This is a genomic window from Pseudomonas sp. Fl5BN2, assembly GCF_009908205.1.
GTDB lineage: Bacteria > Pseudomonadota > Gammaproteobacteria > Pseudomonadales > Pseudomonadaceae > Aquipseudomonas.
The window spans coordinates 81,225-104,706 of record NZ_JAAARL010000015.1 but is presented as its reverse complement, the minus strand read 5'-3'; the positions used below and the strand labels follow the sequence as shown (position 1 = coordinate 104,706).

23 protein-coding genes are annotated in these 23,482 nt (G+C 62.0%); 15 read left to right on the top strand and 8 right to left on the bottom strand.

What is annotated here, in order from left to right:
• Positions 1 to 66 precede the first annotated feature (66 nt).
• Genes GV819_RS21170 through GV819_RS21155 form a run of 4 tightly spaced genes read left to right on the top strand, consistent with a single transcriptional unit; the run spans position 67 to position 3,214 of the window.
• Complete coding sequence (locus tag GV819_RS21170) at positions 67 to 612, top strand: hypothetical protein (protein WP_161757995.1); 546 nt, start codon at positions 67 to 69, stop codon at positions 610 to 612.
• Between the two features lie 35 nt (positions 613 to 647).
• Entirely contained in the window at positions 648 to 1,925 is a 1,278-nt protein-coding gene (locus GV819_RS21165) for a flavohemoglobin expression-modulating QEGLA motif protein (RefSeq protein WP_161757994.1), read from the top strand.
• A gap of 51 nt (positions 1,926 to 1,976) precedes the next feature.
• Positions 1,977 to 2,891 (top strand): alpha/beta hydrolase, encoded by a 915-nt coding sequence (locus GV819_RS21160; RefSeq protein WP_161758074.1) that lies wholly within the window; start codon positions 1,977 to 1,979, stop codon positions 2,889 to 2,891.
• Entirely contained in the window at positions 2,888 to 3,214 is a 327-nt protein-coding gene (locus GV819_RS21155; protein ID WP_161757993.1) for a hypothetical protein, read from the top strand. The genes GV819_RS21160 and GV819_RS21155 overlap by 4 nt, the downstream gene beginning before the upstream one ends.
• A gap of 146 nt (positions 3,215 to 3,360) precedes the next feature.
• On the opposite strand, the gene GV819_RS21150 is transcribed toward GV819_RS21155, so the two are convergent.
• The 3 genes from GV819_RS21150 to GV819_RS21140 form a co-directional block, all read right to left on the bottom strand.
• Positions 3,361 to 4,149 carry an OmpA family protein gene (locus GV819_RS21150; RefSeq protein WP_161757992.1) on the bottom strand — a complete coding sequence of 263 codons (789 nt, stop codon included), beginning with the start codon at positions 4,147 to 4,149 and terminating at the stop codon, positions 3,361 to 3,363.
• A gap of 50 nt (positions 4,150 to 4,199) precedes the next feature.
• Entirely contained in the window at positions 4,200 to 4,613 is a 414-nt protein-coding gene (locus GV819_RS21145; RefSeq protein WP_016967758.1) for a DUF4398 domain-containing protein, read from the bottom strand.
• A gap of 288 nt (positions 4,614 to 4,901) precedes the next feature.
• Positions 4,902 to 5,246: a pilin assembly protein gene (locus GV819_RS21140; RefSeq protein WP_161757991.1), complete on the bottom strand. Its 345-nt coding sequence runs from the start codon at positions 5,244 to 5,246 to the stop codon at positions 4,902 to 4,904.
• Between the two features lie 205 nt (positions 5,247 to 5,451).
• Here GV819_RS21140 and ppc point away from each other — a divergent pair, with 205 nt between their 5' ends.
• The 7 genes from ppc to GV819_RS21105 all read left to right on the top strand — a co-directional run bounded on the left by ppc (position 5,452) and on the right by GV819_RS21105 (position 12,706).
• On the top strand, positions 5,452 to 8,082 hold the full coding sequence (gene ppc / locus GV819_RS21135) for a phosphoenolpyruvate carboxylase (RefSeq protein ID WP_161757990.1): 2,631 nt from the start codon (positions 5,452 to 5,454) through the stop codon (positions 8,080 to 8,082).
• A 289-nt stretch (positions 8,083 to 8,371) separates the two neighbouring features.
• A complete protein-coding gene (adk, locus tag GV819_RS21130; RefSeq protein ID WP_161757989.1) occupies positions 8,372 to 9,019 on the top strand; it encodes an adenylate kinase in 648 nt (215 codons plus the stop codon).
• A gap of 90 nt (positions 9,020 to 9,109) precedes the next feature.
• Positions 9,110 to 9,784 (top strand): tRNA (adenosine(37)-N6)-threonylcarbamoyltransferase complex dimerization subunit type 1 TsaB, encoded by a 675-nt coding sequence (gene tsaB / locus GV819_RS21125; protein ID WP_161757988.1) that lies wholly within the window; start codon positions 9,110 to 9,112, stop codon positions 9,782 to 9,784.
• Positions 9,785 to 9,969: 185 nt separating this feature from the next.
• Positions 9,970 to 10,272, top strand: a complete 303-nt coding sequence (locus GV819_RS21120) for a hypothetical protein (RefSeq protein ID WP_161757987.1) — start codon at positions 9,970 to 9,972, stop codon at positions 10,270 to 10,272.
• Positions 10,269 to 11,129 carry a DUF72 domain-containing protein gene (locus GV819_RS21115; protein ID WP_161758073.1) on the top strand — a complete coding sequence of 287 codons (861 nt, stop codon included), beginning with the start codon at positions 10,269 to 10,271 and terminating at the stop codon, positions 11,127 to 11,129. The genes GV819_RS21120 and GV819_RS21115 overlap by 4 nt, the downstream gene beginning before the upstream one ends.
• A gap of 33 nt (positions 11,130 to 11,162) precedes the next feature.
• Positions 11,163 to 11,993: an isocitrate lyase/PEP mutase family protein gene (locus GV819_RS21110; protein WP_161757986.1), complete on the top strand. Its 831-nt coding sequence runs from the start codon at positions 11,163 to 11,165 to the stop codon at positions 11,991 to 11,993.
• Positions 11,994 to 12,007: 14 nt separating this feature from the next.
• Positions 12,008 to 12,706 carry an extensin-like domain-containing protein gene (locus tag GV819_RS21105; protein ID WP_161757985.1) on the top strand — a complete coding sequence of 233 codons (699 nt, stop codon included), beginning with the start codon at positions 12,008 to 12,010 and terminating at the stop codon, positions 12,704 to 12,706.
• A gap of 9 nt (positions 12,707 to 12,715) precedes the next feature.
• On the opposite strand, the gene GV819_RS21100 is transcribed toward GV819_RS21105, so the two are convergent.
• Positions 12,716 to 13,333 carry an energy transducer TonB gene (locus tag GV819_RS21100; RefSeq protein ID WP_161757984.1) on the bottom strand — a complete coding sequence of 206 codons (618 nt, stop codon included), beginning with the start codon at positions 13,331 to 13,333 and terminating at the stop codon, positions 12,716 to 12,718.
• A gap of 93 nt (positions 13,334 to 13,426) precedes the next feature.
• On the opposite strand from GV819_RS21100, the gene GV819_RS21095 reads away from it, so the two are divergent.
• Positions 13,427 to 14,209: a class I SAM-dependent methyltransferase gene (locus GV819_RS21095; RefSeq protein ID WP_161757983.1), complete on the top strand. Its 783-nt coding sequence runs from the start codon at positions 13,427 to 13,429 to the stop codon at positions 14,207 to 14,209.
• A gap of 131 nt (positions 14,210 to 14,340) precedes the next feature.
• Here the strand turns inward: GV819_RS21095 and GV819_RS21090 are convergent, their stop codons facing one another.
• Positions 14,341 to 14,985: a TetR/AcrR family transcriptional regulator gene (locus GV819_RS21090; RefSeq protein ID WP_161757982.1), complete on the bottom strand. Its 645-nt coding sequence runs from the start codon at positions 14,983 to 14,985 to the stop codon at positions 14,341 to 14,343.
• Between the two features lie 95 nt (positions 14,986 to 15,080).
• Between GV819_RS21090 and GV819_RS21085 the strand changes: the two genes are divergently transcribed.
• Positions 15,081 to 16,169, top strand: coding sequence for an efflux RND transporter periplasmic adaptor subunit (locus GV819_RS21085; protein WP_161757981.1), 1,089 nt, complete (start codon positions 15,081 to 15,083; stop codon positions 16,167 to 16,169).
• A gap of 6 nt (positions 16,170 to 16,175) precedes the next feature.
• Positions 16,176 to 19,232 carry an efflux RND transporter permease subunit gene (locus tag GV819_RS21080; RefSeq protein WP_161757980.1) on the top strand — a complete coding sequence of 1,019 codons (3,057 nt, stop codon included), beginning with the start codon at positions 16,176 to 16,178 and terminating at the stop codon, positions 19,230 to 19,232.
• Positions 19,233 to 19,277: 45 nt separating this feature from the next.
• On the opposite strand, the gene GV819_RS21075 is transcribed toward GV819_RS21080, so the two are convergent.
• Genes GV819_RS21075 through plsB form a run of 3 tightly spaced genes read right to left on the bottom strand, consistent with a single transcriptional unit; the run spans position 19,278 to position 22,947 of the window.
• Positions 19,278 to 19,967 carry a DUF4197 domain-containing protein gene (locus tag GV819_RS21075; RefSeq protein ID WP_161757979.1) on the bottom strand — a complete coding sequence of 230 codons (690 nt, stop codon included), beginning with the start codon at positions 19,965 to 19,967 and terminating at the stop codon, positions 19,278 to 19,280.
• A 24-nt stretch (positions 19,968 to 19,991) separates the two neighbouring features.
• Positions 19,992 to 20,390 (bottom strand): YbaY family lipoprotein, encoded by a 399-nt coding sequence (locus GV819_RS21070; RefSeq protein ID WP_161757978.1) that lies wholly within the window; start codon positions 20,388 to 20,390, stop codon positions 19,992 to 19,994.
• Between the two features lie 52 nt (positions 20,391 to 20,442).
• Positions 20,443 to 22,947 (bottom strand): glycerol-3-phosphate 1-O-acyltransferase PlsB, encoded by a 2,505-nt coding sequence (gene plsB, locus GV819_RS21065; protein ID WP_161757977.1) that lies wholly within the window; start codon positions 22,945 to 22,947, stop codon positions 20,443 to 20,445.
• A gap of 247 nt (positions 22,948 to 23,194) precedes the next feature.
• Here plsB and GV819_RS21060 point away from each other — a divergent pair, with 247 nt between their 5' ends.
• Positions 23,195 to 23,404: a cold-shock protein gene (locus tag GV819_RS21060; protein WP_161757976.1), complete on the top strand. Its 210-nt coding sequence runs from the start codon at positions 23,195 to 23,197 to the stop codon at positions 23,402 to 23,404.
• Positions 23,405 to 23,482: the final 78 nt, after the last annotated feature.

Below are 23,482 nucleotides of genomic sequence, written 5' to 3'. Positions count from 1 at the left end.
GGCGTATCGGCCTGTCGCAGCCAGCGCCAGCGACTAAAGTGATTCTGGTGTTCATGGGAGAGTTGCATGCAAGCCTGGCGTGTCCTGATTGCCCTGTCGTTTCTCCTGCTCAGTGGTTGCTTGGTGTCCTTCAAGGATCCGCTGCCGGCCGAGCAGGCCGCACCTGCCGCATTGCTGGGCAAGTGGTCGAGCAAGAACGCCTGGGGTGAGCCGCTGAATATCGAGCTCAGCCGCATCGGCGACAACCGCTACCGGGCCTTGAGCTCCCCCAGCGCGACCGCGCGACCACGTGATGCCTATGATTTCACCGTGTCCCGGCATGGTAACCGCTGGTACCTGTCGGCCGCCGTGCCCCAGGCGTTTGGCGGGCACTACAGCATTGCCGGGTTCGAGCTGACCGAAAAACACGAGTTGGTGCTCTACACCCTCGACTTGGAACAGATTCGTCTGGCCCTGGGTCAAAAGGACCTGAGCGGTGAACCTATGACCACGGCCGAAGGCGATGGCGTGCTGATCAGCAGCCCGCTACCCGAGGTCTTTGCCTATCTCGACGACCCCGCCAATTCCGACCTGTTCGTCGAGGCGGCGCGCTTCAAGCGTGCGGGCAAGTGACCCCACGCTACAGAAACATTCAATAGGAGCTTCGGGTGGACGATTACCAGCAGACGATACGCACTTTGTCCGATCGCATAGTGCTGGCACAGACACCGATCCGCGTGCTGGATGCGGTGAAGTGGGACGAGAGTGTGCGCAAGGGGTTTCTCAAGGCCAAGGGCAAGGAAATGCCGGCGGTGGACCGCGCCTATTACGAAGGGCGGCCGTTGTCGTTTGATTCCGGTGCGGTGAAGCTGGAGTTCCAGAACATCGAGCGTGATATCACCCGCCAACTGGGCCAGTTCAACCCGGTGGGACAGATCATGCGCCGCATGTGCAAGGAATACCGCATGGTGGTGCGCATGCTCGAAGCCCGGGGCACCGGCGACTTCGGCCTGATCTCCCAGGAACTCTACGGCGCCGCTTCCGACGCCTTCCACGCCGGCGACCCGACCCTGGCGGACCTCGGGTTGATGATGTCCGACTACCTGAACAACATCGATGGCCGTGGCGATCTCAAGGACGAACCCAAGACCCTGAGCGCCAAGGACGCAGTGAGCCTGCTGCAGAGTCGCCTGAACAAAGTGTTCGGCGAGGCTGAGGAAACCATCCGCGTGTTCGAGTCCGACGGCATCGTCGCCGACGCGGCGGCGGGCGCTGACTACATCAAGATCCGCAGCGACGCGATGTTCAATGATCGCGATGTGCGGGCCCTGGAAGTCCATGAAGGCTTGGTGCACGTGGGCACCACCCTGAACGGCCTCAACCAGCCAATCTGCACCTTCCTGGCCAAGGGTCCACCCTCGTCCACGGTGACCCAGGAAGGCCTGGCGATCCTCATGGAAATCATCACCTTCGCGTCCTATCCCAGTCGCCTGCGCAAGCTCACCAACCGTACCCGGGCGATTCACATGGTGGAGGAGGGCGCGGATTTCCTGCAGGTGTTCGAGTTCTTCCGCGAGCAGGGTTTCGAGATGGCCGAGAGCTACGGCAACGCCAGCCGGGTGTTCCGCGGATCGGTGCCCACCGGGCTGCCCTTTACCAAAGACTTGTCCTACCTCAAGGGCTTCATCATGGTTTACAACTATATTCAGCTGGCTGTGCGCAAGGGCAAGCTGGAGCAGATCCCCTTGCTGTTCTGTGGCAAGACCACCCTGGAAGACATGCGTACCTTGCGCCAACTGGTGGATGAAGGCCTGGTGGTCGCGCCCAAGTACCTGCCTGACCAGTTCCGCGACATGAATGCCCTGTCGGCCTGGATGTGTTTCTCCAACTTCCTCAATCACCTGAGTCTGGACCGGATCGAGGCGGACTACTCCAACATCCTTTGACATTTTCCGGGGGCGCACATGGATGTATTCACAGACAGAGAACAGTGGCTGATGCGTTTCTTCGCGGTGCTGGCACTGTTGCTGTCTCTGAACGGCTGCAGCTCGCTGTTGTTCTATCCCGAGCCCGGGCTGCCGTTCACCCCGGAGCGGGCCAAGCTTGAGTACCGCGACGTCACCCTGACCACCGCCGACGGCCTCAAGTTGCGCGGCTGGTGGCTGCCGGCCAAGCCGGGAGTGACGGTCAAGGGCACAGTGCTGCACTTGCATGGCAACGGCGGCAACCTGGCCTGGCACCTGGGGGGCAGTTGGTGGTTGCCGGAACAGGGCTATCAGGTGCTGTTGCTGGACTATCGCGGTTATGGCTTGTCGGAAGGCTCACCGAGCCTGCCGGCGATCTATCAGGACATCGACGCCGCCTTCAAATGGCTGGACCAGGCTCCCGAAGTTCAAGGCAAGCCGCTGATCGTGCTCGGGCAAAGCCTGGGCGGTGCCCTGGCCATTCACTATCTGGTGGAGCATCCCGAGCGCCAGCGCCAGCTCAAGGCCATTGTTCTCGACGGTGTGCCGGCCAGCTACCGCGATGTCGGGCGTTTCGCCCTGAGTACTTCCTGGCTGACCTGGCCGTTTCAGGTGCCCTTGTCGTGGCTGGTGCCGGACGCCGACAGCGCGATCCACTTCATGCCGCGCCTGACCGGGGTGCCGAAATTGCTCTACCACAGCCTCGACGATCCGATCGTGCCTCTTTCCAATGGCATCCGTCTGTATCAAGCTGCGCCCCCGCCCAGGGTCCTGCAGCTGACTCGCGGCGGCCATGTACAAACCTTTGCCGATCCGACCTGGCGCCGCGTGATGCTGCGCTACCTCGACGATCCGCAGCATTTCGACGGGTTGCGCCGCCTGGGGGAAATCCCCAATTATCCGGCGACGCCGAATTCAGCAGTTGAACTTCCAGAGAGTCCGCAATGAGTGAAGAACGTAACGCCATTCCAATGATCATCACCGGGATCTGCAGCATCATCGGTACCGTGGCTTGCCTGTGGTACTACGGTTATCTGCATTTCGCCAAACCGGAAGATGCCTTGCTGCTCAGCGACTTCACCATGCTCAAGACCGTGCCTGGCGAGGACTACAAGGTCTCCCTGGAGCCGGCCACCGAAGTGGCCCAGTGCTTCGATGGCGTGCTGGTGCTGTTCGACACCCAGCAGAAAGGCCTGACCGGGGTGCTGGTCAACAAGAAGAAGCAGGCGGTGCGCTGCATGGGCCAGGAAACCCCACAGCTGGAGCAGTGATCGGCTTGTGTTTTTTTGCTGACTCACCAGTGCCTATAGCCGTCTTGTAGGCACTGGTGGGTCAACGAAGACGATAAAAAACGCCGCAGGCCTGAAGAGGGCCGCGGCGTTTTATTTTGCCTGCCTATATAAGGCCGGGCGCCGGATCAGTTGCGGCTGACAGCAGAACGTGGCGCCACAGGCTGGTTGTCGTTGGAGATGGTCACTTCCACGCGGCGGTTCATGGCTCGACCGGAAACGCTGCCGTTATCGGCCACCGGATATTCCTTGCCGTAACCCTGGCTGACAATGCGCGCTGGATCGACGCCCATACGGATCAGGGCCATTTGCACGGAGCCTGCACGGCGCTCGGACAGCGACTGGTTGTAGGCATCGCTGCCGGTGCTGTCGGTGTAGCCTTCGACAATCACCTTGCGGTCCGGATTCTGCTGGAGGAATTGCGCCAGCTTGTTGATGTTCACCAGGCCGTTGGATTTCAGGTCGGACTTGTTGGTGGCGAACAGCACGTCGCCAAAGGTCACCTGGGTGCCACGATCGGTCTGCTTGGCGTTGAGGCTGTCCTGCAGTTGCTTGATCTGGGCGTCACGGGCATCGAGGATGGCGCGAGCGCGCTGGTCGCCGGCGTCCTTGAGCTTGGCTTCGGCGGTGCGCAGGGCGATGGTTTCCTTGGCCACTTCAACCCGTTGGTTGGTCAGGTAGGCCAGTTGGTCGACCTTCTTCTCGTCGTCCTTGTTCAGGTAGGCCTTGTCGGCCTTGTCCATCCAGTCGGCGGCGTCCTTGGTCTCCAGGGCCGCGACCTTGCTGGCCTGCGGGTTGGCTTGCAGGCCCGAGAAGTTGGTCCGGGCGTTTTCCAGGTTGGCGTTGGGCGGGGTGGAGCAGGCCGCCAGGGCTACGCTCATGGCCAACAGGGCTGGGATCATCAATTGTTTGCGCATAATGGTTCGTCCTTTCAATCAATTACGAGTACGTGGGAATTGGCGGCGGCTTACTGCACGCTACGCATACCTTCCTGACGCAGTTCCTGAACGCCTTTCTGCGAATCTTTGAGTGCTTGCTCGGCCTTGGCAGCCTGGGCCTTGCGCTCGGCAACTCGGGCATCCCACTCGGCTTGTTCAGCCAGGCGGCGGGCTTCGTCGTACTTTTTGTCGTGCATGGCAATCTCGGCTTGCTTGAGTTTGTCCTGCGCCGACTTCATTTCTACCGCGGCGAATTCGGTACCGCCGGCGCTCACTGCGCTGTTGACCGCAGATTGCGTGACCGCGTACTGCTCGGAGGGCGGGTTCCCGGCGCAACCGGCCAGTACCATGCTGCTACCGAGGGCCAGCGCGGCCAGCTTCAGTCCGCGCAGAGAGGTGAACGAGGATTTGGCAGTGCTGATCTTCATGGTCTTCAACTCCATTGGGTAACTCCTGGAAAACATCAAAATCCATCCCGGTTCTGGTGCCCTGGCGTTTCAGTGACGACAAGCGCTGATGGCAAAATTTGAAACGGCCGTTCCAGTGATGGTTAATCGGTGTGACCCGAGGCTTTTTTGAATAGTTCAGAGAAAGATGGCGATTGGCCGGAAAAACTTCCGACCACTTGGAGAGGGCTCTAAACCGGGAACTTTTGCCATGCGCAGAGGTATTCCCGGCCCTGTTCAGGGCCGGGGAGCATGAGGTTCAACGGGGGCGAAGGGGGCGTTGGCTCAGTGTTTCGGCTTGTCCGACTGGCTCGAAATCAGGTGCAGACGTTGGCGTGACAAGGCGAGGAAACGCGGGGTTGCACCGACATCTTCGTACAGCGGGTGGCCTTCCTCGTCGGTGGCCACCACCTGTTGACCCTGGACGTAGGGAAAGCTCGCTTCCAGCTCTTCCAGGGCCGCACCGATCAGCTCGCCAAGGAGCTCTTCGGTCTGGCGTTTGGGGTACATTTCGGTCAGCGCGGCCAGGCGCGCGGCGGCTTCCAGGTCCAGGTGAATCCGGTAGCCGGTCTTGGTCAGGCGACCTGTGGCGTTTTCTTCCCAGTGTTGTGCGAGTTCACGGATTTTCATGATGACCTCAATGAACACCTGCTCGTAGCAGATTGGCTTGAGTTGACCGACCGGGGCCGGTGCGCGGCCCTTGTGTGGCCTAGTCTTGAGACTAGCCCCAACGCTGAAGGTTTGATGCCGGTGTGCCGCGTGCTTGCTAAGGGGCGCGGCAAACCGGCACTCTTGAGCCTTCCGTGCCGCCCTGAGTCTGCTGGAGAACACCTCGATGACCGATATTGATGCGCGCTTGCGCGAAGACGTTCACCTCTTGGGTGAGCTGTTGGGCAATACCATCCGTAATCAGTATGGCGAGGGGTTCCTCGACAAGATCGAGCAGATTCGCAAAGGTGCCAAGGCCGATCGCCGGGGCTCGCCGGGGGCCGAGTTGAGTGCCAGCCTCGACCAGTTGAGCGAAGACGAATTGTTGCCGGTGGCCAGGGCCTTCAACCAGTTCCTCAACCTGGCGAATATCGCCGAGCAGTATCAACTGATCCACCGTCGCGACGAGTCGCAGCCAGCACCGTTCGAAGCTCGGGTGTTGCCCGAACTGCTCAGTCGCCTGCGTGCTGAAGGGCACTCCGCCGATGCCCTGGCTCGTCAGTTGGGACGCCTGGAAATCGAGCTGGTACTGACTGCTCACCCCACCGAAGTGGCACGCCGCACGCTGATCCAGAAATACGATGCGATCGCCGCGCAGTTGGCGGCCCAGGATCATCGCGACCTGACCAGTGCCGAGCGCGGGCAGATCCAGGAGCGCCTGCAGCGCCTGATCGCCGAGGCCTGGCACACCGAGGAGATCCGCCGCACTCGCCCGACGCCCGTGGATGAAGCCAAATGGGGGTTTGCGGTGATCGAGCATTCGCTCTGGCAGGCGATCCCCAATTATCTGCGCAAGGCCGACAAGGCATTGTTCGACGCCACCGGGTTGCACTTGCCGCTGGAGGCGGCGCCGATCCGCTTTGCTTCGTGGATGGGCGGCGACCGTGACGGCAACCCCAATGTCACCGCTGCCGTGACCCGTGAGGTATTGCTGTTGGCGCGCTGGATGGCGGCGGACCTGTACCTGCGTGACGTCGATCAGCTGGCCGCCGAACTGTCCATGCAACAAGCCAGCACTGCGCTGTTGGCCAAGGTCGGGGACAGCGCTGAGCCGTATCGGGCGCTGCTCAAGCAATTGCGCGAGCGTCTGCGGGCTACCCGTAGCTGGGCGCATGCGGCGCTCAGCGCACCGGTGCCAGCGGGCGCCGAAGTGTTGCAGAGCAACCGTGACCTGCTGGAACCGCTGCAACTGTGCTACCAGTCACTGCATGAATGCGGCATGGGCGTGATCGCCGATGGTCCGTTACTCGATTGCCTGCGGCGAGCGGTGACGTTCGGCCTGTTCCTGGTGCGCCTCGATGTCCGCCAGGATTCCAGTCGGCACACCTCGGCCATGACCGAAATCACCGATTACCTGGGCCTGGGGCGCTACGAAGACTGGAACGAAGAGGATCGCATCACCTTCCTGATGCGTGAGCTGGGCAGCCGGCGGCCATTGCTGCCGGGTTATTTCAAACCGTCGGCGGACACCGCGGAAGTGCTCGCCACCTGTCGCGAGATCGCTGCAGCACCGGCAGCGTCCTTGGGCTCCTACGTGATCTCCATGGCCGGCGCGGCCTCCGATGTACTGACGGTGCAGTTGCTGCTCAAGGAATCCGGGGTACTGCGACCGATGCGCGTGGTACCGCTGTTTGAAACCCTGGCGGACCTGGATAACGCCGGTCCGGTGATGGAAAAGCTGCTGCATATGCCGGGTTATCGCTCGCGTCTGCAGGGGCCTCAGGAAGTGATGATCGGCTACTCCGACTCGGCCAAGGATGCCGGCACCACGGCAGCGGCCTGGGCCCAGTATCGGGCGCAGGAGCGGCTGGTGGATATCTGCCGCGAGCAACAGGTGGAACTGCTGTTGTTCCACGGGCGCGGTGGCACCGTGGGCCGCGGTGGCGGTCCGGCCCACGCGGCGATCCTGTCGCAGCCACCGGGTTCGGTGGCGGGACGTTTCCGTACCACCGAGCAGGGAGAAATGATCCGTTTCAAATTTGGTCTGCCGGACATTGCCGAGCAGAACCTCAACTTGTATCTGGCGGCAGTGCTGGAAGCCACCTTGTTGCCACCCCCCCCACCGCAGCCCGCCTGGCGTCACCTGATGGACGAGTTGGCCAGTGATGGGGTGCAGGCCTACCGTGCAGTGGTGCGGGACAATCCGCAGTTCGTCGAGTACTTCCGCCAGTCCACCCCGGAACAGGAGCTGGGGCGCCTGCCGTTGGGCAGTCGACCGGCCAAGCGCCGCGCCGGGGGCATTGAAAGCCTGCGGGCGATCCCGTGGATTTTTGGCTGGACCCAGACTCGCCTGATGTTGCCGGCGTGGTTGGGTTGGGAGGCGGCCCTGAGCAAGGCCCTGGCCCGTGGCGAAGGCCAGTTACTGGCGCAGATGCGTGAGCAATGGCCGTTCTTCCGGACCCGTATCGACATGCTGGAGATGGTTCTGGCCAAGGCCGATGCGGACATCGCCCGCTCCTATGACGAGCGTCTGGTGGAGGAGGAACTGCTGCCGTTGGGTGGGCATTTACGCGACCTATTGTCGCAGGCTTGCGCGGTGGTCCTGGGTCTCACAGGGCAGTCGCAGTTGCTGGCCCACAGCCCCGATACCCTGGAGTTCATTCGCCTGCGCAACACCTACCTCGATCCGCTGCATCTGTTGCAGGCCGAGTTGCTGGCGCGCTCGCGCAAACAGCAGGCGCCGCAAGGAAGCCCCGTGGAACAGGCGTTGCTGGTCTCTGTGGCAGGTATTGCTGCCGGCCTGCGTAATACTGGCTGAGGTTGCAGAGGGCGTGCGGGGTGCTTTCACCCAGCCCGGGTCGGGGTAATCCCAAGGTGTCGTTCAGATTCCTCTGGCGACACTTTGTTATGGGGTTGCGACTTGTAAAACCGTGTCGATGGGGCACAAAAGGGCCGGGTTCCTCCGACTTTCGACTGCTTGTGTGCGCTGTGTCGGCTGTGTATCTTGATCAGCCTTTGGCCGTTTGGGCGGCCACACCCCTATTTTTGAGATTGGCCCCACGAGGCGAATCCGAGCGTTTCTAAATAAAAAATTGAGGAGCACATCGATGCGCGTAATTCTGCTGGGAGCTCCCGGAGCCGGTAAAGGTACTCAGGCGAAGTTCATCACCGAAAAGTTCGGCATTCCACAGATCTCCACCGGTGACATGCTGCGTGCTGCGGTCAAGGCCGGCACCGAGTTGGGCCTCAAGGCCAAGAGTGTGATGGACAGTGGTGGCTTGGTGTCCGACGACCTGATCATCAATCTGGTCAAGGAACGCATCAGCCAAGCTGACTGCGCCAATGGCTTCCTGTTCGACGGCTTCCCGCGCACCATTCCTCAGGCTGAAGCACTGGTCAAGGCCGGTGTTGAACTGGACAGCGTTGTAGAAATCGCCGTCGACGATGAAGAGATCGTCCAGCGTATTGCCGGCCGCCGTGTGCATGAAGCCTCGGGCCGGACTTACCACACCGTCTACAACCCGCCGAAGGTTGCCGGCAAGGACGACATCACCGGCGAAGACCTGGTGCAGCGCAAGGACGACACCGAGGAAACCGTGCGTCATCGCCTGTCGGTCTACCATTCCCAGACCAAGCCGCTGGTGGAGTTCTACCAGCAGTTGGCCGCCGCCCAGGGCAAGCCGAAGTACAGCCATATCCCTGGCGTGGGTTCGGTGGAAGTGATCACCGCCAAGGTGCTCGAAGCCTTGAGCTGAGTTGCCTGATCGTTTGATCGTTCAACGGCCCGCTTGCGGGCCGTTGCTGTTTATAATGCGTCACTTTTTTCAATGCCTATGGAACCCCCGATGAGCACCTTGTTGGCCCTGGACACCGCGACTGAAGCTTGCTCCGTTGCTTTGCTGCATGACGGCAAGGTCACGAGCCATTACGAGGTGATCCCGCGGCTGCATGCGCAGAAGCTGTTGCCGATGATTCAGGCGTTGCTGGCTAACGCCGGCACCACCCTGCAGGCCGTGGATGCCATTGCCTTTGGGCGTGGCCCGGGCGCGTTTACTGGCGTGCGGATCGCCATCGGCGTGGTACAGGGGCTGGCCTTTGCCCTGGAGCGTCCGGTGCTGCCGGTGTCCAACCTGGCGGTGCTGGCCCAGCGCGCCTTGCGCGAGCATGGCGCGACCCAGGTCGCGTCGGCCATCGACGCCCGCATGGATGAAGTCTATTGGGGCTGTTACCAGGAAACTGCCGGCGAAATGCGCCTGCTCGGCAGCGAAGCGGTACTGCCGCCGGAAAGCGCGGCCTTGCCCGAAGGCGCCAGTGGCGACTGGTTTGGCGCGGGCACCGGCTGGGGCTACAGTGAGCGTATTGCGGTCAACCTCAGTGGCCAGGACGCTGGCATGTTGCCCCACGCCGAAGACCTGCTGACCTTGGCGCGGTTTGCCTGGGAGCGGGGGGAAGCGATAGTCGCCGATGAGGCGCAGCCGGTCTATCTGCGGGACAAGGTCGCTACGCCCAAGGCCCGCTGAGGGATCGCAAGCAGTCAGCGGTTGTTCAGTAAACTCCTGCTACAGCCGCCAATCGTCTGCTTTTCAGGCTTGATCCTGCCCGGTTTTAAACCTTTTGGCTTTTCTGTGTTCTAGTTATCACTCGGGCATTTGCTAAGTCTAAGCGGTGCCGCTAAATTGCCATCATCGACCCCGGGCTTTTCAGTATGCGCATAGACGGCATCTCCTCTCAGTCCTACCCCATCAAGCGCAAGCCTCGCAAAGGCCGGGTGCAGGTAGACGAGTCCCTGGACGATGCCGATGCCATTGATGTCCAGCCCGAACCCTCGAGCCAAAACCGTTCTCAGGCTTCTGCCCCACGCACCGGTAATCTTCCCGCCCGCCCGCAGGACATGATCTTCCAGCGCGCGATGAAGAGGAGCGTGGCCAACGCCCTGGCGAGTTACCTGACCACCTCCGGTTTTGTCGATTGGGATATGGAAGTGGTGGGTCTCGACCTGTACATCTGATGCTGCCTTATTTTCTCGGTTGTCCTTCCTGGAGCGAAAACGCCTGGCGTGAGTACCTGTACCCGGAAGATGCGCGGCCTAACGACTTTCTCGGCCTGTATTCCCAGGTGTTCAACGCCGTCGAAGGCAACACTACCTTCTACGCCCGGCCCGCACCTGCCACGGTGCAGCGTTGGGCACAGATCATGCCCGAGCACTTTCGTTTCACGGCCAAGTTCCCTGGCGACATCAGTCACGGTGGCGACTTGCGGGAGCAGTTGAGCGCCGCTGAAACCTTCGTCCAGTTGCTCAGCCCCTTGGGTGAGCGGGTGTCACCCTTGTGGCTGCAACTGCCGGCCAGTTTTTCCCCATCGCGCCTGGCGGAGCTGGCGGGGTTCATCGATGGCCTGGAGCGGCCCTTGGCGGTGGAAGTCCGGCATCCGGAGTTCTTCGCCAAGGGGGATGCCGAACGCATGCTCAATCGGCTGTTGCGCGGTCGTGGTGTCGAACGTATCTGCTTGGACCCGCGAGCCTTGTTCAGTTGTATCTCGACGAGTCCTGCAGTGCTGCACGCGCAGTCAAAGAAGCCCAAGGTGCCGCCGCGTCCAGCCGCCTTCACCCAGTTTCCCCAGGTGCGTTTCATTGGTCACCCGGAGCTTGAGGCCAATGATCCGTTTCTCGTTCCCTGGCTCGACAAGGTCGCCGGCTGGATCGAAGAGGGGCGCACGCCCTACGTCTTTTTGCACACCTCGGACAACCGTCTGGCGGCTGAACTGGCTCGGCGCTTTCATGCCCAACTGATGCAACGTTTGCCTGGCTTGCCCGCGTTGCCTGAGTTATACAGAGAGCCCGCCGCGGAGCAGCTCGGCTTGCTCTGAAGCGCTTTCTTGGCCTTCTCCAGGAGCAAGCAAATGGACGCGCAGACCCTTCGAGCCAACACCTTCAAGGCCTTGCATGAACGTGCCGGGGCCTTTGTCATTCCCAACCCTTGGGATGCCGGCTCCGCGAAGATGCTGGCCAGCCTCGGCTTCGAAGCCCTGGCCACTACCAGTGGCGGATACGCGTTCTCCCTGGGGCGTCCGGATGCCGAGGGCGCGCTCAGCCTGGAAGACACTCTGGACAACGTGCGCGGGATAGTCGGCGCCAGCAGCCTGCCGGTGGCGGCGGACCTGGAAAACGGTTTTGCCGACAACCCCGAGGACTGTGCCCGGGCCTTGTTGTTGGCGGCAGCCAGCGGTGTGGTGGGCGGCTCGATCGAGGATGCCAGTGGACGCGCCGCTGAGCCGATCTATGAATTCAATCTGGCCGTGGAGCGCATCGAGGCCTGCGTCGCGGCGGTGCGCAGCCTGCCGTTCCCCTTTACCCTGACGGCCCGTGCGGAGAATCTGCTGCACGGTCGTGACGATCTGCCGGACACTATCCGCCGCTTGCAGGCCTTTGCCGAGGCCGGTGCCAATGTGCTTTATGCCCCCGCTCTGCGCAACGCCGAGGAGATTCTGCAGGTGGTGCGGGCGGTGGCGCCCAAGCCGGTGAATGTGCTGATGTCCGGCGGCCTCAATCTGAGCGTGACGCAATTGGCGGAACTGGGGGTCAAGCGCATCAGTGTCGGTTCGGCCCTGGCCCGTGCCGCCTACGGTGCGTTCTATCGGGCCGCGGAGGATATCCGGGAGCGTGGCCGCTTTGATTTTGCCGATCGCGCGATGCCGTTCGGGCAGATCAACCAATTGTTCAAATTGTCATAAAAAACGGAGTTTCTGTGCGGCGGGTAAAAATTTTCGGCGCTTTGCTGTTGCTGGGTGCCCTGTTGTTGATCGGCGTGCGCCTGGGCTGGTTGCCGCTGGCGGATGCCTGGAACCCCTGGGCGCCACTGGATGTGCGGGCGCAGCCGAATCTGTTGACGCGCTTCAAGCTGGCGCGGCTGCGGGACGATCCGCAGTTGTGCGATGAAGTGCTCGGACGCTCCGGTTTGCGCACCAGCCGTCAGCCTGACAGTCGTGGCGATGTGGCGTGTCCGTTGAGCAATACCTTGCGCGTGCAAGGTGGGGAGGTGGCCTTGAGCAGCAGCTTCCTCGCCAGTTGCCCGCTGGCGGTGGCTTTTGCCATGTATCAGCGCCATGGCCTGCAGCCGGCGGCGCAGGCGGTGTATGGGCAGTCAGTGGTGCGTGTCGATCATCTGGGCAGTTTCGCCTGCCGCAATATGTACAGCCGCGAGAATGGCTCTCTCAGTCAGCACGCCAGCGCCAATGCACTGGACATCGCCGGCTTTCGCCTGGCGGACGGGCGCAGCATCAGTGTGCTCAGGGATTGGCCGAAGGACAGCAATGAGGGACGTTTTCTAAGGTTGGCCCGGGATGGCGCCTGCGATGCGTTCAATGTGGTGCTGGGGCCGGATTACAACGTGGCCCATCGCAATCACTTCCATCTGGATATGGGGCCCTGGTGGGTGTGTCGCTGAGGGGCGGGCTCAGGCGGCGATGCGCAGGTTCTGCAAAATCAGCGGGCGCGCCCAGCCGATGTCGTAGTCCATCTGCTTTTGCTGCTCGATGAGTTCTTCGGGCGGGAACGGCTTGGCCGGTTTGTCCAGCAGGTCCAGCTCGAACTCGGCGATCGGCAGGTGCAGTGGACGAGGCTCCGGGGCAGGACCTGGATCAGGCAGCGGTTGACCGGCGTTGAGCACGATCGGCCGAACCCAGCCACTCTCGAAGTTCTGCTGGCGTTGCTGGGCAATGATCTCTTCCGGCGCAAAGGGCGGAGCCGGTTTGTCCAGCAGATCCATCTCGAATTCGGCAATTGGCAGGAACAGTGGATCGGGCGGACGGATCTCGGTGTCCTGCACATCGCAATGGCGCTGATTGACGATCTGTGTCAGCAGGTCGGTGCCGCCGACCGGTTCTACTGGGCCGTCGATGGCCACTGCAGGCAATGCTTCAGCGTTCGCCCCCGCGCCCCGTTGCTCGGCCAATGCCTGGGCAAAGAAGTCCTGCCACAGATGGCTGACGCCGCTCAGTGCCTGGGAATTGCGTAGGCCATAGTCGCCGTGGGGCGAGATAAAACCTATCGATGTGCGTTGAATGTCTGACATTGCTCTCGGTCGACGCTGAGCTCTGGCAAAATGGCCGATAGTTCTGTTATCGGCAGTTTTTGCCGATCATTAATTTTTTGAGTGTGTTTTCAGATGAATGAGCAACCCGCGGCCTGCCGCATCAAAGTCGAGGCCTTGGGCGCTGGATTCGAATCCGAGGCTCAACAATGGGCCGAGCGCCTGGGGCTGCCATTGCAGGTCGACGACGCCGAGTTCGCCCTGCAGGTGGGTGAGCAGGGCCTGCAGCTGCAGCAACTGGGTCCGGACGCGCCGGGACCGGTGCGGGTGGATTTTGTTGAGGGCGGTGCGGCCCACCGACGGTTGTATGGCGGCGGTAGCGGGCAGATGATCGCCAAGGCGGTGGGGGTTGCCCAAGGTGTGCGGCCGCGGGTGCTGGATGCTACGGCGGGGTTGGGCAAGGACGGCTTCGTGCTGGCGACCCTGGGTTGTGAGATGAGCCTGATCGAGCGTCAGCCGCTGATTGGCGCGCTGCTGGAAGACGGATTGGCCCGTGGTGCGCGGGATGCCGAGGTGGGCCCGATTGTCGCTCGCATGCACTTGCTCAAGGGCAACTCCATCGAACTGATGCGCAATTGGGAAGGTGAACCGCCCCAGGTGATCTACCTTGACCCGATGTTTCCTCATCGGGAGAAAAGCGCCCTGGTGAAAAAGGAAATGCGTCTGTTCCGGCCGTTGGTGGGGGACGACAACGATGCTCCGGCATTGTTGGCGGCGGCCTTGGCCCTGGCCAGCCACCGGGTGGTCGTCAAGCGCCCGCGCAAGGCGCCCTGCATCGAGGGGCCGAAACCCAGTCATGGATTGGAGGGTAAATCCAGTCGCTATGACATCTACCCGAAGAAGGCGCTCAAGGCTTGATGGCCGCTGCGTAGAGCGGGCCGTCTCACAGGTCCCTTCACTTTAGAGGCTGGCTTGATGGCGAAGGCCGTCTCAAGGGCGCTTCGTTGGCAATCCAGCCCTGCATAAGCTGTTCCTGCGCAACGCTCGCTTCAATCCGGCTCCGGGCGGTAGGCGCGCATGAACAGCTCCACCACTTCCTGTACATGTTCTTCCGCAGCCGCGCCCGCCAGCGGTTCGCCATAGCCGTAGAGCAGGCGAAAGTTCGCCCCGCCCTTGAGCATGCAGAAGAAATGCTCGGCGGCATTGCGCGGTTTGTCGATGTGCAGGGTGCCCAACTGATTGATCCTGCCCAGCAGCCGCTCCATGCCTTGCAGCACGCGCTCGGGACCAGCCTCGATGAAGATCTGCGAGAGCTTGGGGTCCTGGCTGCCCAGCGCCATGATCAGGCGATGCAGGTTTACCGACTCGTTGCTGTTGATCAGTTGGTGAAAGCCCCGGGCGATGTTCAACAAGACGCTTGCCACCGGCGTCTCGGGTGTCAGCTCGTAGATCAGCGTGGGCAGCTGTTCTTCGCACTTGGCCACCACGGCAGCGGTGAACAGGGTTTCCTTGTCATTGAAGTGGCTATACACCGTGAGCTTTGAAACGCCGGCTTCGGCGGCGACCGCATCCATGCTGGTACTGGCATAGCCGTTGCTCAGAAACAGGTTTTTCGCTGCTTCGAGAATGGCCTGGCGTTTGGCCAGATCCTTGGGCCGGCCTGGCCCAACGTTTGCGGAATTATTGTCGGACATTTTTTTCGCTGTTAATACTGGACTGGTGAGTTTGCTATTAATAACATGCCCACCAGTATAATTATTCCAAGCACCATTAGCGAAAGGTCGCCGCCATGTTCCGCTATGCCTTGCCAGTCAGCCTGGCTTTTTTTCTGTCTGCGTGTGGGCACGAAGAGCCCGTCCAAATCGGTGTCCGGCCGGCGATGGTGGTTCAGCCAGAGCCTTCGGCGCGGGCTTCAGACAGTTATCCGGGTGAGGTACGGGCCCGTTACGAACCGGACCTGGCGTTCCGTATCGGCGGCAAGGTCAGTCGACGGCTGGTAGAGGAGGGGGAGCGAGTCAAGGCTAACCAACCCCTGGCCGAACTCGACCCGCAGGACGTGCGCCTGCAGCTTGAGGCCTCCCGGGCCCAGGTCACCGCCGCCAGTGCCAACCTCAATCTGGTGCGTGCCGAGCGCGATCGCTACAAGACGCTGTTGGACCGGCAGATGGTCAGCCACTCGCAGTACGACAATGCCGAGAACCTCTATCGCTCCGGCGAAGCCCGCCTGAAGCAGATCAAGGCTGAGTTCGATGTGGCCAACAACCAGGCCGGCTACGCGGTGCTGCGTGCGCCACAGGATGGCGTGGTGGCCAAGCGCGCGGTGGAAGTGGGGCAGGTAGTGGCGGCCGGGCAGACAGTGTTCACCCTGGCCACCGATGGTGAGCGCGAAGTGTTGATCAGCATCCCCGAGCAGAATTTCGGCCATTTCAAGATTGGCCAGCCAGTCTCGGTGGAACTCTGGACCCAGCCGGGCCAGCGCTTCGACGGGCGTATTCGCGAGCTCTCTCCTGCTGCCGATCCGAAGTCCCGGACCTTTGCCGCACGCATTGCCTTCAGTGCCGGCAAGATCCCCGCCGAACTGGGCCAGAGCGCCCGGGTGTTCATCCAGAGCGGTGATGCGGTGCCGCTGTCGGTGCCTTTGTCGGCGCTGTCTGCCGAAGGGGGGGCGACCTATGTCTGGCGGGTGGATGCCAACAACACCTTGCACAAGACGCCCGTGCGCGTCGGGGCGTTCGGCGAAAAGACCGTGCCGGTGCTGGAAGGCCTGAATGCCAACGACTGGGTAGTGGCTGCGGGGGTGCATGTGCTCCATGAGGGCCTGCAGGTACGCCCGGTGGATCGCTCCAATCGTGTGGTCAATCTGGCGGCCAAGGAGTAATCCCCGATGGGTTTCAACCTTTCCGCCTGGGCGTTGCGCAATCGCCAGATCGTCCTGTTCATGATGCTGTTGCTGGCCATTGTCGGGGCGCTGTCCTACACCAAGCTGGGACAAAGCGAGGACCCGCCTTTCACCTTCAAGGCCATGGTTATCCGTACTAACTGGCCAGGGGCCACGGCCGAGGAAGTCTCGCGCCAGGTCACTGAGCGCATTGAAAAGAAACTCATGGAAACCGGCGAGTACGATCGCATTGTTTCCTTCTCCCGCCCCGGGGAGTCCCAGGTCACCTTCATTGCCCGGGACTCGATGCATTCCAATGAAGTCCCCGAGCTCTGGTATCAGGTTCGCAAGAAGATCAGCGACATTCGCCAGACCTTGCCGCCGGGCATCCAGGGACCCTTCTTCAACGATGAATTCGGCACCACCTTCGGCAATATCTATGCGCTGACGGGGAAGGGTTTCGACTACGCGGTGCTCAAGGATTACGCCGACCGGATCCAGATCCAGCTGCAACGGGTCAAGGACGTAGGCAAGGTCGACCTGTTGGGCCTGCAGGATGAAAAGATCTGGATCGAGCTGTCCAACGTCAAGCTGGCTACCCTGGGGCTGCCCCTGGCGGCGGTACAGCAGGCCCTGGAAGAACAGAATGCGGTGTCCACCGCGGGGTTCTTCGAGACGCCCAGCGAGCGGGTGCAACTGCGGGTGTCCGGTAACTTCCAGAGCGTGGAGCAGATTCGCAACTTCCCGATCCGGGTTGCCGGACGCACCTTCCGCATCGGTGATGTAGCGGATGTACGACGTGGCTTCAACGATCCACCGGCGCCGCGCATGCGCTTCATGGGCGAGGACGCCATCGGCCTGGCGGTAGCGATGAAGGAGGGCGGCGACATCCTGGTGCTGGGCAAGGCCCTGGAGGGCGAGTTCGCTCGCCTGCAGCAAAGCCTGCCGACAGGGATGGAGCTGCGCAAGGTGTCCGACCAGCCGGCGGCGGTGAAGACCGGGGTCGGCGAGTTCGTCCGGGTGCTGGCTGAGGCCTTGATCATTGTGTTGCTGGTGAGTTTCTTCTCCCTGGGCGTGCGCACCGGCATGGTGGTGGCGCTGGCGATTCCGCTGGTGCTGGCGATGACCTTTGCCACCATGTATTACCTGGGGATCGGCCTGCACAAGATCTCCCTTGGTGCCTTGGTGCTGGCTCTCGGGCTGTTGGTGGATGACGCGATCATTGCGGTGGAGATGATGGCGATCAAGATGGAACAGGGCTTCGACCGGATCAAGGCGGCGAGCTTTGCCTGGACCAGCACTGCCTTCCCCATGCTCACCGGCACACTGATCACTGCGGCGGGTTTCCTGCCGATCGCCACCGCGCAGTCCGGTACTGGCGAATACACCCGCTCGATCTTCCAGGTGGTGACCATTGCCCTGGTGGCCTCGTGGATCGCCGCCGTGGTGTTCGTACCTTACCTGGGGGAGAAACTGCTGCCTGACCTGGCGAAGATTCACGCCGCCAAGCACGGCGCCGAGTCCAACCCCCACGGCACGCCGTTCTATCAGCGCGTGCGCCGGGTGGTGGGCTGGTGCGTGGAGCGGCGCAAGACCGTTATCGTGTTGACCATCCTGCTGTTTGTCGGCTCGGTAATGCTGTTCCGTTTTGTGCCGCAGCAATTCTTCCCGGCCTCCGGACGACTGGAACTGATGGTCGACCTGAAACTGGCGGAAGGTGCTTCCCTGAGCAACACCGCCGATGAGGTCAAGCGCCTGGAGGCGATGCTCAAGGATCACCCGGGCATCGATAGTTACGTGGCCTATGTGGGCATTGGCTCGCCGCGTTTCTACCTGCCGCTGGACCAGCAATTGCCGGCCAACAGCTTTGCCCAGTTCGTGGTGCTGGCCAAGAGCATCGAGGAGCGCGAGAGCCTGCGCAGCTGGCTGATCGAGACCCTCAACGAACAGTTCCCGGCCTTGCGTTCGCGGGTCACACGGCTGGAGAACGGCCCGCCAGTGGGTTACCCGGTGCAGTTCCGGGTCACCGGCGAGCACATCGAGGAAGTCCGCGCCCTGGCGCGCAAGGTGGCGGCCAAGGTGCGGGAGAACCCTCATGTGGTCAACGTGCACCTGGACTGGGAGGAACCGAGCAAGGTGGTCTACCTGAACATCGATCAGGACCGGGCCCGTGCTCTGGGTGTCAGTACCGCCAATCTGTCGAAGTTCCTGCAGAGCTCGCTGATCGGTTCCACCGTCAGCCAGTACCGTGAAGACAATGAACTGATCGAGATCCTGCTTCGTGGCACCCGTGAAGAGCGTACCGAACTGTCGTTGCTGCCGAGTCTGGCGGTGCCGACCGAAAACGGTCAAAGCGTGTCGCTGTCCCAGGTCGCGACCCTGGAATACGGCTTCGAAGAAGGCGTGATCTGGCACCGCAACCGCTTGCCCAACGTCACAGTGCGTGCCGACATCTACGGTAAGGAACAACCCGCGACCCTGGTGCAGCAGATCCTGCCGACCCTGGAAACCATTCGTGCCGAACTGCCGGACGGCTACCTGCTGGACGTAGGCGGCACCGTCGAGGACTCGACCCGCGGCCAGAACTCGGTGAAGGCCGGCGTGCCGCTGTTCATCGTGGTGGTGCTGACCTTGCTGATGATCCAACTGCGCAGCTTCTCGCGTACGGCCATGGTGTTCCTCACGGCCCCCCTGGGGTTGATTGGCGTCACCTTGTTCCTCCTGGTGTTCCGCCAACCGTTCGGGTTCGTGGCCATGCTCGGGACTATTGCCCTGTCCGGGATGATCATGCGCAACTCGGTGATCCTGGTGGATCAGATCGAACAGGACATCAAGGCGGGTTTGAAACCCTGGGATGCAATCATTGAAGCCACGGTACGGCGTTTCCGGCCCATCGTGCTGACAGCCCTGGCGGCGGTGCTGGCGATGATTCCGCTGTCGCGCAGTGTGTTCTTCGGACCGATGGCGGTGGCCATCATGGGCGGGCTGATTGTCGCTACGGCTTTGACCTTGCTGTTCTTGCCGGCGTTGTATGCAGCATGGTTCAAGGTTAAGAGGGACTGAGAAGGGGCGGGAGCCGCCTGGGCGGCTCCCGCAACAGCGCGGGTCTTACAGAGTACCGAAGACTTTCTTGGCCAGGCTGGTGGCCGCAGCTGCCGGGTTCTGGCGAATGGTTTCTTCCTGCTTGCCGATCATCTCGAACAGGCCATTGAGCGCCTGCTCGGTCACGTAACTCTCGATATTGGCGCTCTTGGCATCCAGTACACCCAGGGTCGCGGCCTGGCCGGCGAAGGAGTTGTACTGCTTGGCCAGGCCCACCTGGTCAGTGGCCTGCTTGACGATAGGCAGGAATTTGGCGCGGATCTGCTCGCGGCTGCTCTTGTCCAGGTACTGGGTGGCGGAATCCTTGCCGCCGGCGAGAATGCCCTTGGCGTCAGCCACGGTCATTTTCTTCACCGCATCCACCAGCAGCGCCTGAGCTTGCGGCACCGCAGCCTCGGCGGCCTTGTTCATGCTGGCTTCCAGTTGATCGACCTGATCGCCCATGCCGAACTGCTTCATCTTCTTCGCGACTTTGCCGAGGTTGCCCGGCAGCTCGATGCGCACATCGGGGTTGTTGCTGAAACCACCGGGAGTCCCCAGTTGTTTGACGGCGATCTGCGCGCCCTGGGTCAGGGCATCCTTGAGGCCGCCGCTGGCGTCCCCCTGGGACAGATCGCTCAAGGACAAGGCCAGGGCACTGGCGGAGATCATCAGGCCAGCGCACAGGCTGGTGAAGCGGAACGAAGTACGGAGCATGGCGGCTTCCTTGGGCAATGAAATTTAACGGGCAGGATCAACACGGAGTTTCAACGGCTGCGGATCGCTGCCGTCGAGATTGACCCCATTGTGCTCGGTGGTGATGAACATCAACTGGCCATTCACTTCAATCCGTGCACTGACCGAATAGCGGTGGCCGGGTTTGACCTGGGTCGGGTCGTAGCTGAGGTGGAAGGGCAGCGGCACCTGGCCTTTGACCGGCCCGCTCTGTTCGGCCAGGACCACCGCCGGTGCATCAGCCAGGGACACGTCCTGCAGGCTCACGCTCAAGGTGGCGACAGGAGGCAGGGCGATGCGTTGCAGGTAGAAGACTTCGCCGTCGAGGCTAGCCTTGGCTGCAGGCTGCATGGATTGGCAGGCCCCCAGCAGCGCGGTGGCGGCTAGCAGGGTGAGTTTCTTCATCAATGGATCTCCGTATCGAGGGCGCCGGAGGTTGTCCGGCGCCGATAAGAATCTAGTTGGTTTGCGTCGGTGCCGCGAGCTGCTCGGCGGCATCTTCGCTGCGGTGCAGGGCAACCTGACGGATCGACAGGCGAATCTCCGCCGGCAGCACGCGTTTGGCCGCGCCTTCGGCCAGCTCCCCCAGTGCTTGGTGGTAGCTCAACTTGCCGGCTTCATCGCGGCGCAGTACGCCCTGGTCCAGCAGGGTCTGGATGAAGTGCCGGAACAGGCTCTTGTCGAAGAACTCCGGGGCGTTCAGGCCATGCAGGATCGACAGGCGCTGGGCCATGACGGTGCACAGGTCCTCCAGCTCTTCGGCACTGATACTGTTCTGGCCGCTATTGAGCAGCAGGGAAATGGCCATGTAGAAGCGTTGCAGGGTCTGGGCGATGCTCTTGGACAGCAGGGTCAGCAGGACAAAATGCCGCGAGCTCGGCGCCGGACGCAGGTACAGCTCTTTTTCGAAGCGCAGCAGGCCTTGCTCGACGAAAGCCTCCAGCCACTGATCCACCACCGCGTCCAGCTCTTCCTGGGACCAACGGATGAACAGCTCCGCCTGCAGGTAGGGATACAGCGCACGGGTGTAGCGCAGGATCTGTTCGCGGCTCATGCGCGACGAGCTCTGGAAGAAGCTCGCCAGCAGTGCCGGTAGGGCAAAGATGTGCAGCACGTTGTTGCGGTAGTAGGTCATCAGAACAGCGTTCTGCTCGTCCAGGTAGAGGATCTTGCCCAGCGCGTCGCTTTGCTCGGACAGTAGATCCATATCCTTCACATGCTGGATCAGCCCCTGGCCATCGCCTTCCGGCAAGGTGGTGTGAGGCGAGTAGGGCACGCGGCGCAGCAGCGCCAGGTACAGGTCGAGGACCCGGGCCATGGCGCGATCGTCCAGGGCCAGGCGGCTGGTGGAGAGCAGGGCCAGGGCCACCAGATTCACCGGGTTGATCGCTGCGGCCTCATTGAGGTGCTGGGCCACCCGCTTGCCCAGGCGGCTGGTGGTTTCGTTGAGCCAGGATGGACGGTACTGCGGGCCCAGGTCCTGGGCCCGCCAGTCCGGTTGTTCCTGGTCGAGGAATTGCGCCAGCTTGATCGGCTCGCCGAAGTTCACCGCCACCTGGCCGAAGCGCTGCTTGAGGGCGCCGATGACCTTGAAGATGTCGAAGATCGATTCTTTCTTCTTGCTCGCGCCACGCAGCTCGCCCAGGTAGGTACGGCCTTCCAGCACCCGCTCGTAACCGATGTACACCGGCACGAAGACGATGGGCATGCGCGAATTGCGCAGGAAGCTGCGCAGGGTGATGGCCAGCATCCCGGTCTTGGGCTGCAGCATGCGCCCGGTACGCGAGCGTCCGCCTTCGACGAAGTACTCCACCGGGAAACCCTTGGTGAACAGGGTATGCAGGTACTCGTTGAACACCGAGGTGTAGAGCGGGTTGCCCTTGAAGGTACGGCGCATGAAAAACGCCCCGCCGCGGCGCAGCAGGCCGCCGATCACCGGCATGTTGAGGTTGATCCCGGCGGCGATGTGCGGCGGGGTCAGGCCGTTGCGGAACAACAGGTAGGACAGCAGCAGGTAGTCGATGTGGCTGCGGTGGCAGGGCACGTAGATCACTTCATGGCCCGGGGCGATCTTCTGTACGCCTTCCAGGTGGTTGACCTTGATCCCATCGTAGATCTTGTTCCAGAACCAGCTCAGCACCACTTCCAGGAAACGGATCGCGGTGTAGGTGTAGTCCGAGGCGATCTCGTTGCCGTAGCGCAGGGCCTGGGCCTTGGCTTTTTCCGGGGAGATCTTCTCGCGCTCGGACTCCTCGAGGATCGCCTGTTTCACCAGGGGTTGGTTGAGCAGGCCCTTGACCAGGTTGCGCCGGTGGGAAATGTCCGGGCCGATGACCGCGGCCTTGAGGTTGCGAAAGTGCACCCGCAGGATGCGCTGGGCCATGCGCACGGTGCGCTCGTGGCCCTTGTTGTGTTCGATCAGCTCCCGCAGGTTGATCGGTGCCGAGAACTGCACCCGGGTCTTGCGCCCCAGGATCATGATACTGAGCAAGCGGCGCAGGCGTCCGGTGACCGCCCAGCTATCGGCAAACAACAGTTTCCAGGGACTCGATTCGCTTTGCGGGGACTGGCCCCAGAACACGCTGACCGGAATGATCTGCGCGTCTTCGGCGGCGTTCTGGCTCAGGGCGCTGACTAGCCGAGTCAGGGTCGGCGGCGCGCCGCGCTTGTCCTGGCGGCCAAGCCAGTCGGGCTCCGGGGTCAGGTAGAAGAACGCCGCAGGCTCCAGCAGGTTACCCACCGACACCGGCAGTACCGGGCGCGGCAGGCCGGCCTTGGAGCATTCGGTATCCACCACCGCGAGGTCGGTCAGGGAAGGGTTTTGCAGGACGTAGAACACCGGCCGGCTGCGATCGAGGTCGAGGGTGAAGGACGACTGGTTGATGGTTTCCGAGCGCACCCACAGGTACAGCAGGCGGCGCAAGGTGCCAAACACAAGACGGCGGATCGGGGAGCGGGTCATACGGCTTCTGCGTGAGTGAGTAGAAAACCGAGCAACTGCTCGGGAGCGGTAGTGTGCCGGATTCGTCGAAAATCGGCAAAAAAGCGCCGAAACAAGATTGAGTTGAGAGTTTTTGCGCCTGTCATATACTCGGTCGGCTCTCCAGCAGTCGTATCGCCTTCACTCATAGAGAGGCACGCCGTGGGAGAGTTCTCAAGGTTTGGTTGCAGTGCACCAATCCAATAATAAAAAAATGAGGTATGGATTCATGACTACTCGTGAGACCGGCAACGTGAAGTGGTTCAACGACGCCAAGGGCTACGGCTTTATTCAGCGTGAAGGTGGGGCGGACGTGTTTGTCCACTATCGAGCGATCCGTGGCGAGGGCCACCGCTCCCTGACCGAAGGCCAGCAGGTGGAATACGCTGTGGTCGATGGCCAGAAAGGTCTGCAAGCCGAAGACGTCGTCGGCCTGTAACCGACTCTGTAGGAGCTGGCTTGCCAGCGAAAGGGCGACGCTGGCGATGCTAGGCTCAAGGGCCTCTTCACCGGCAAG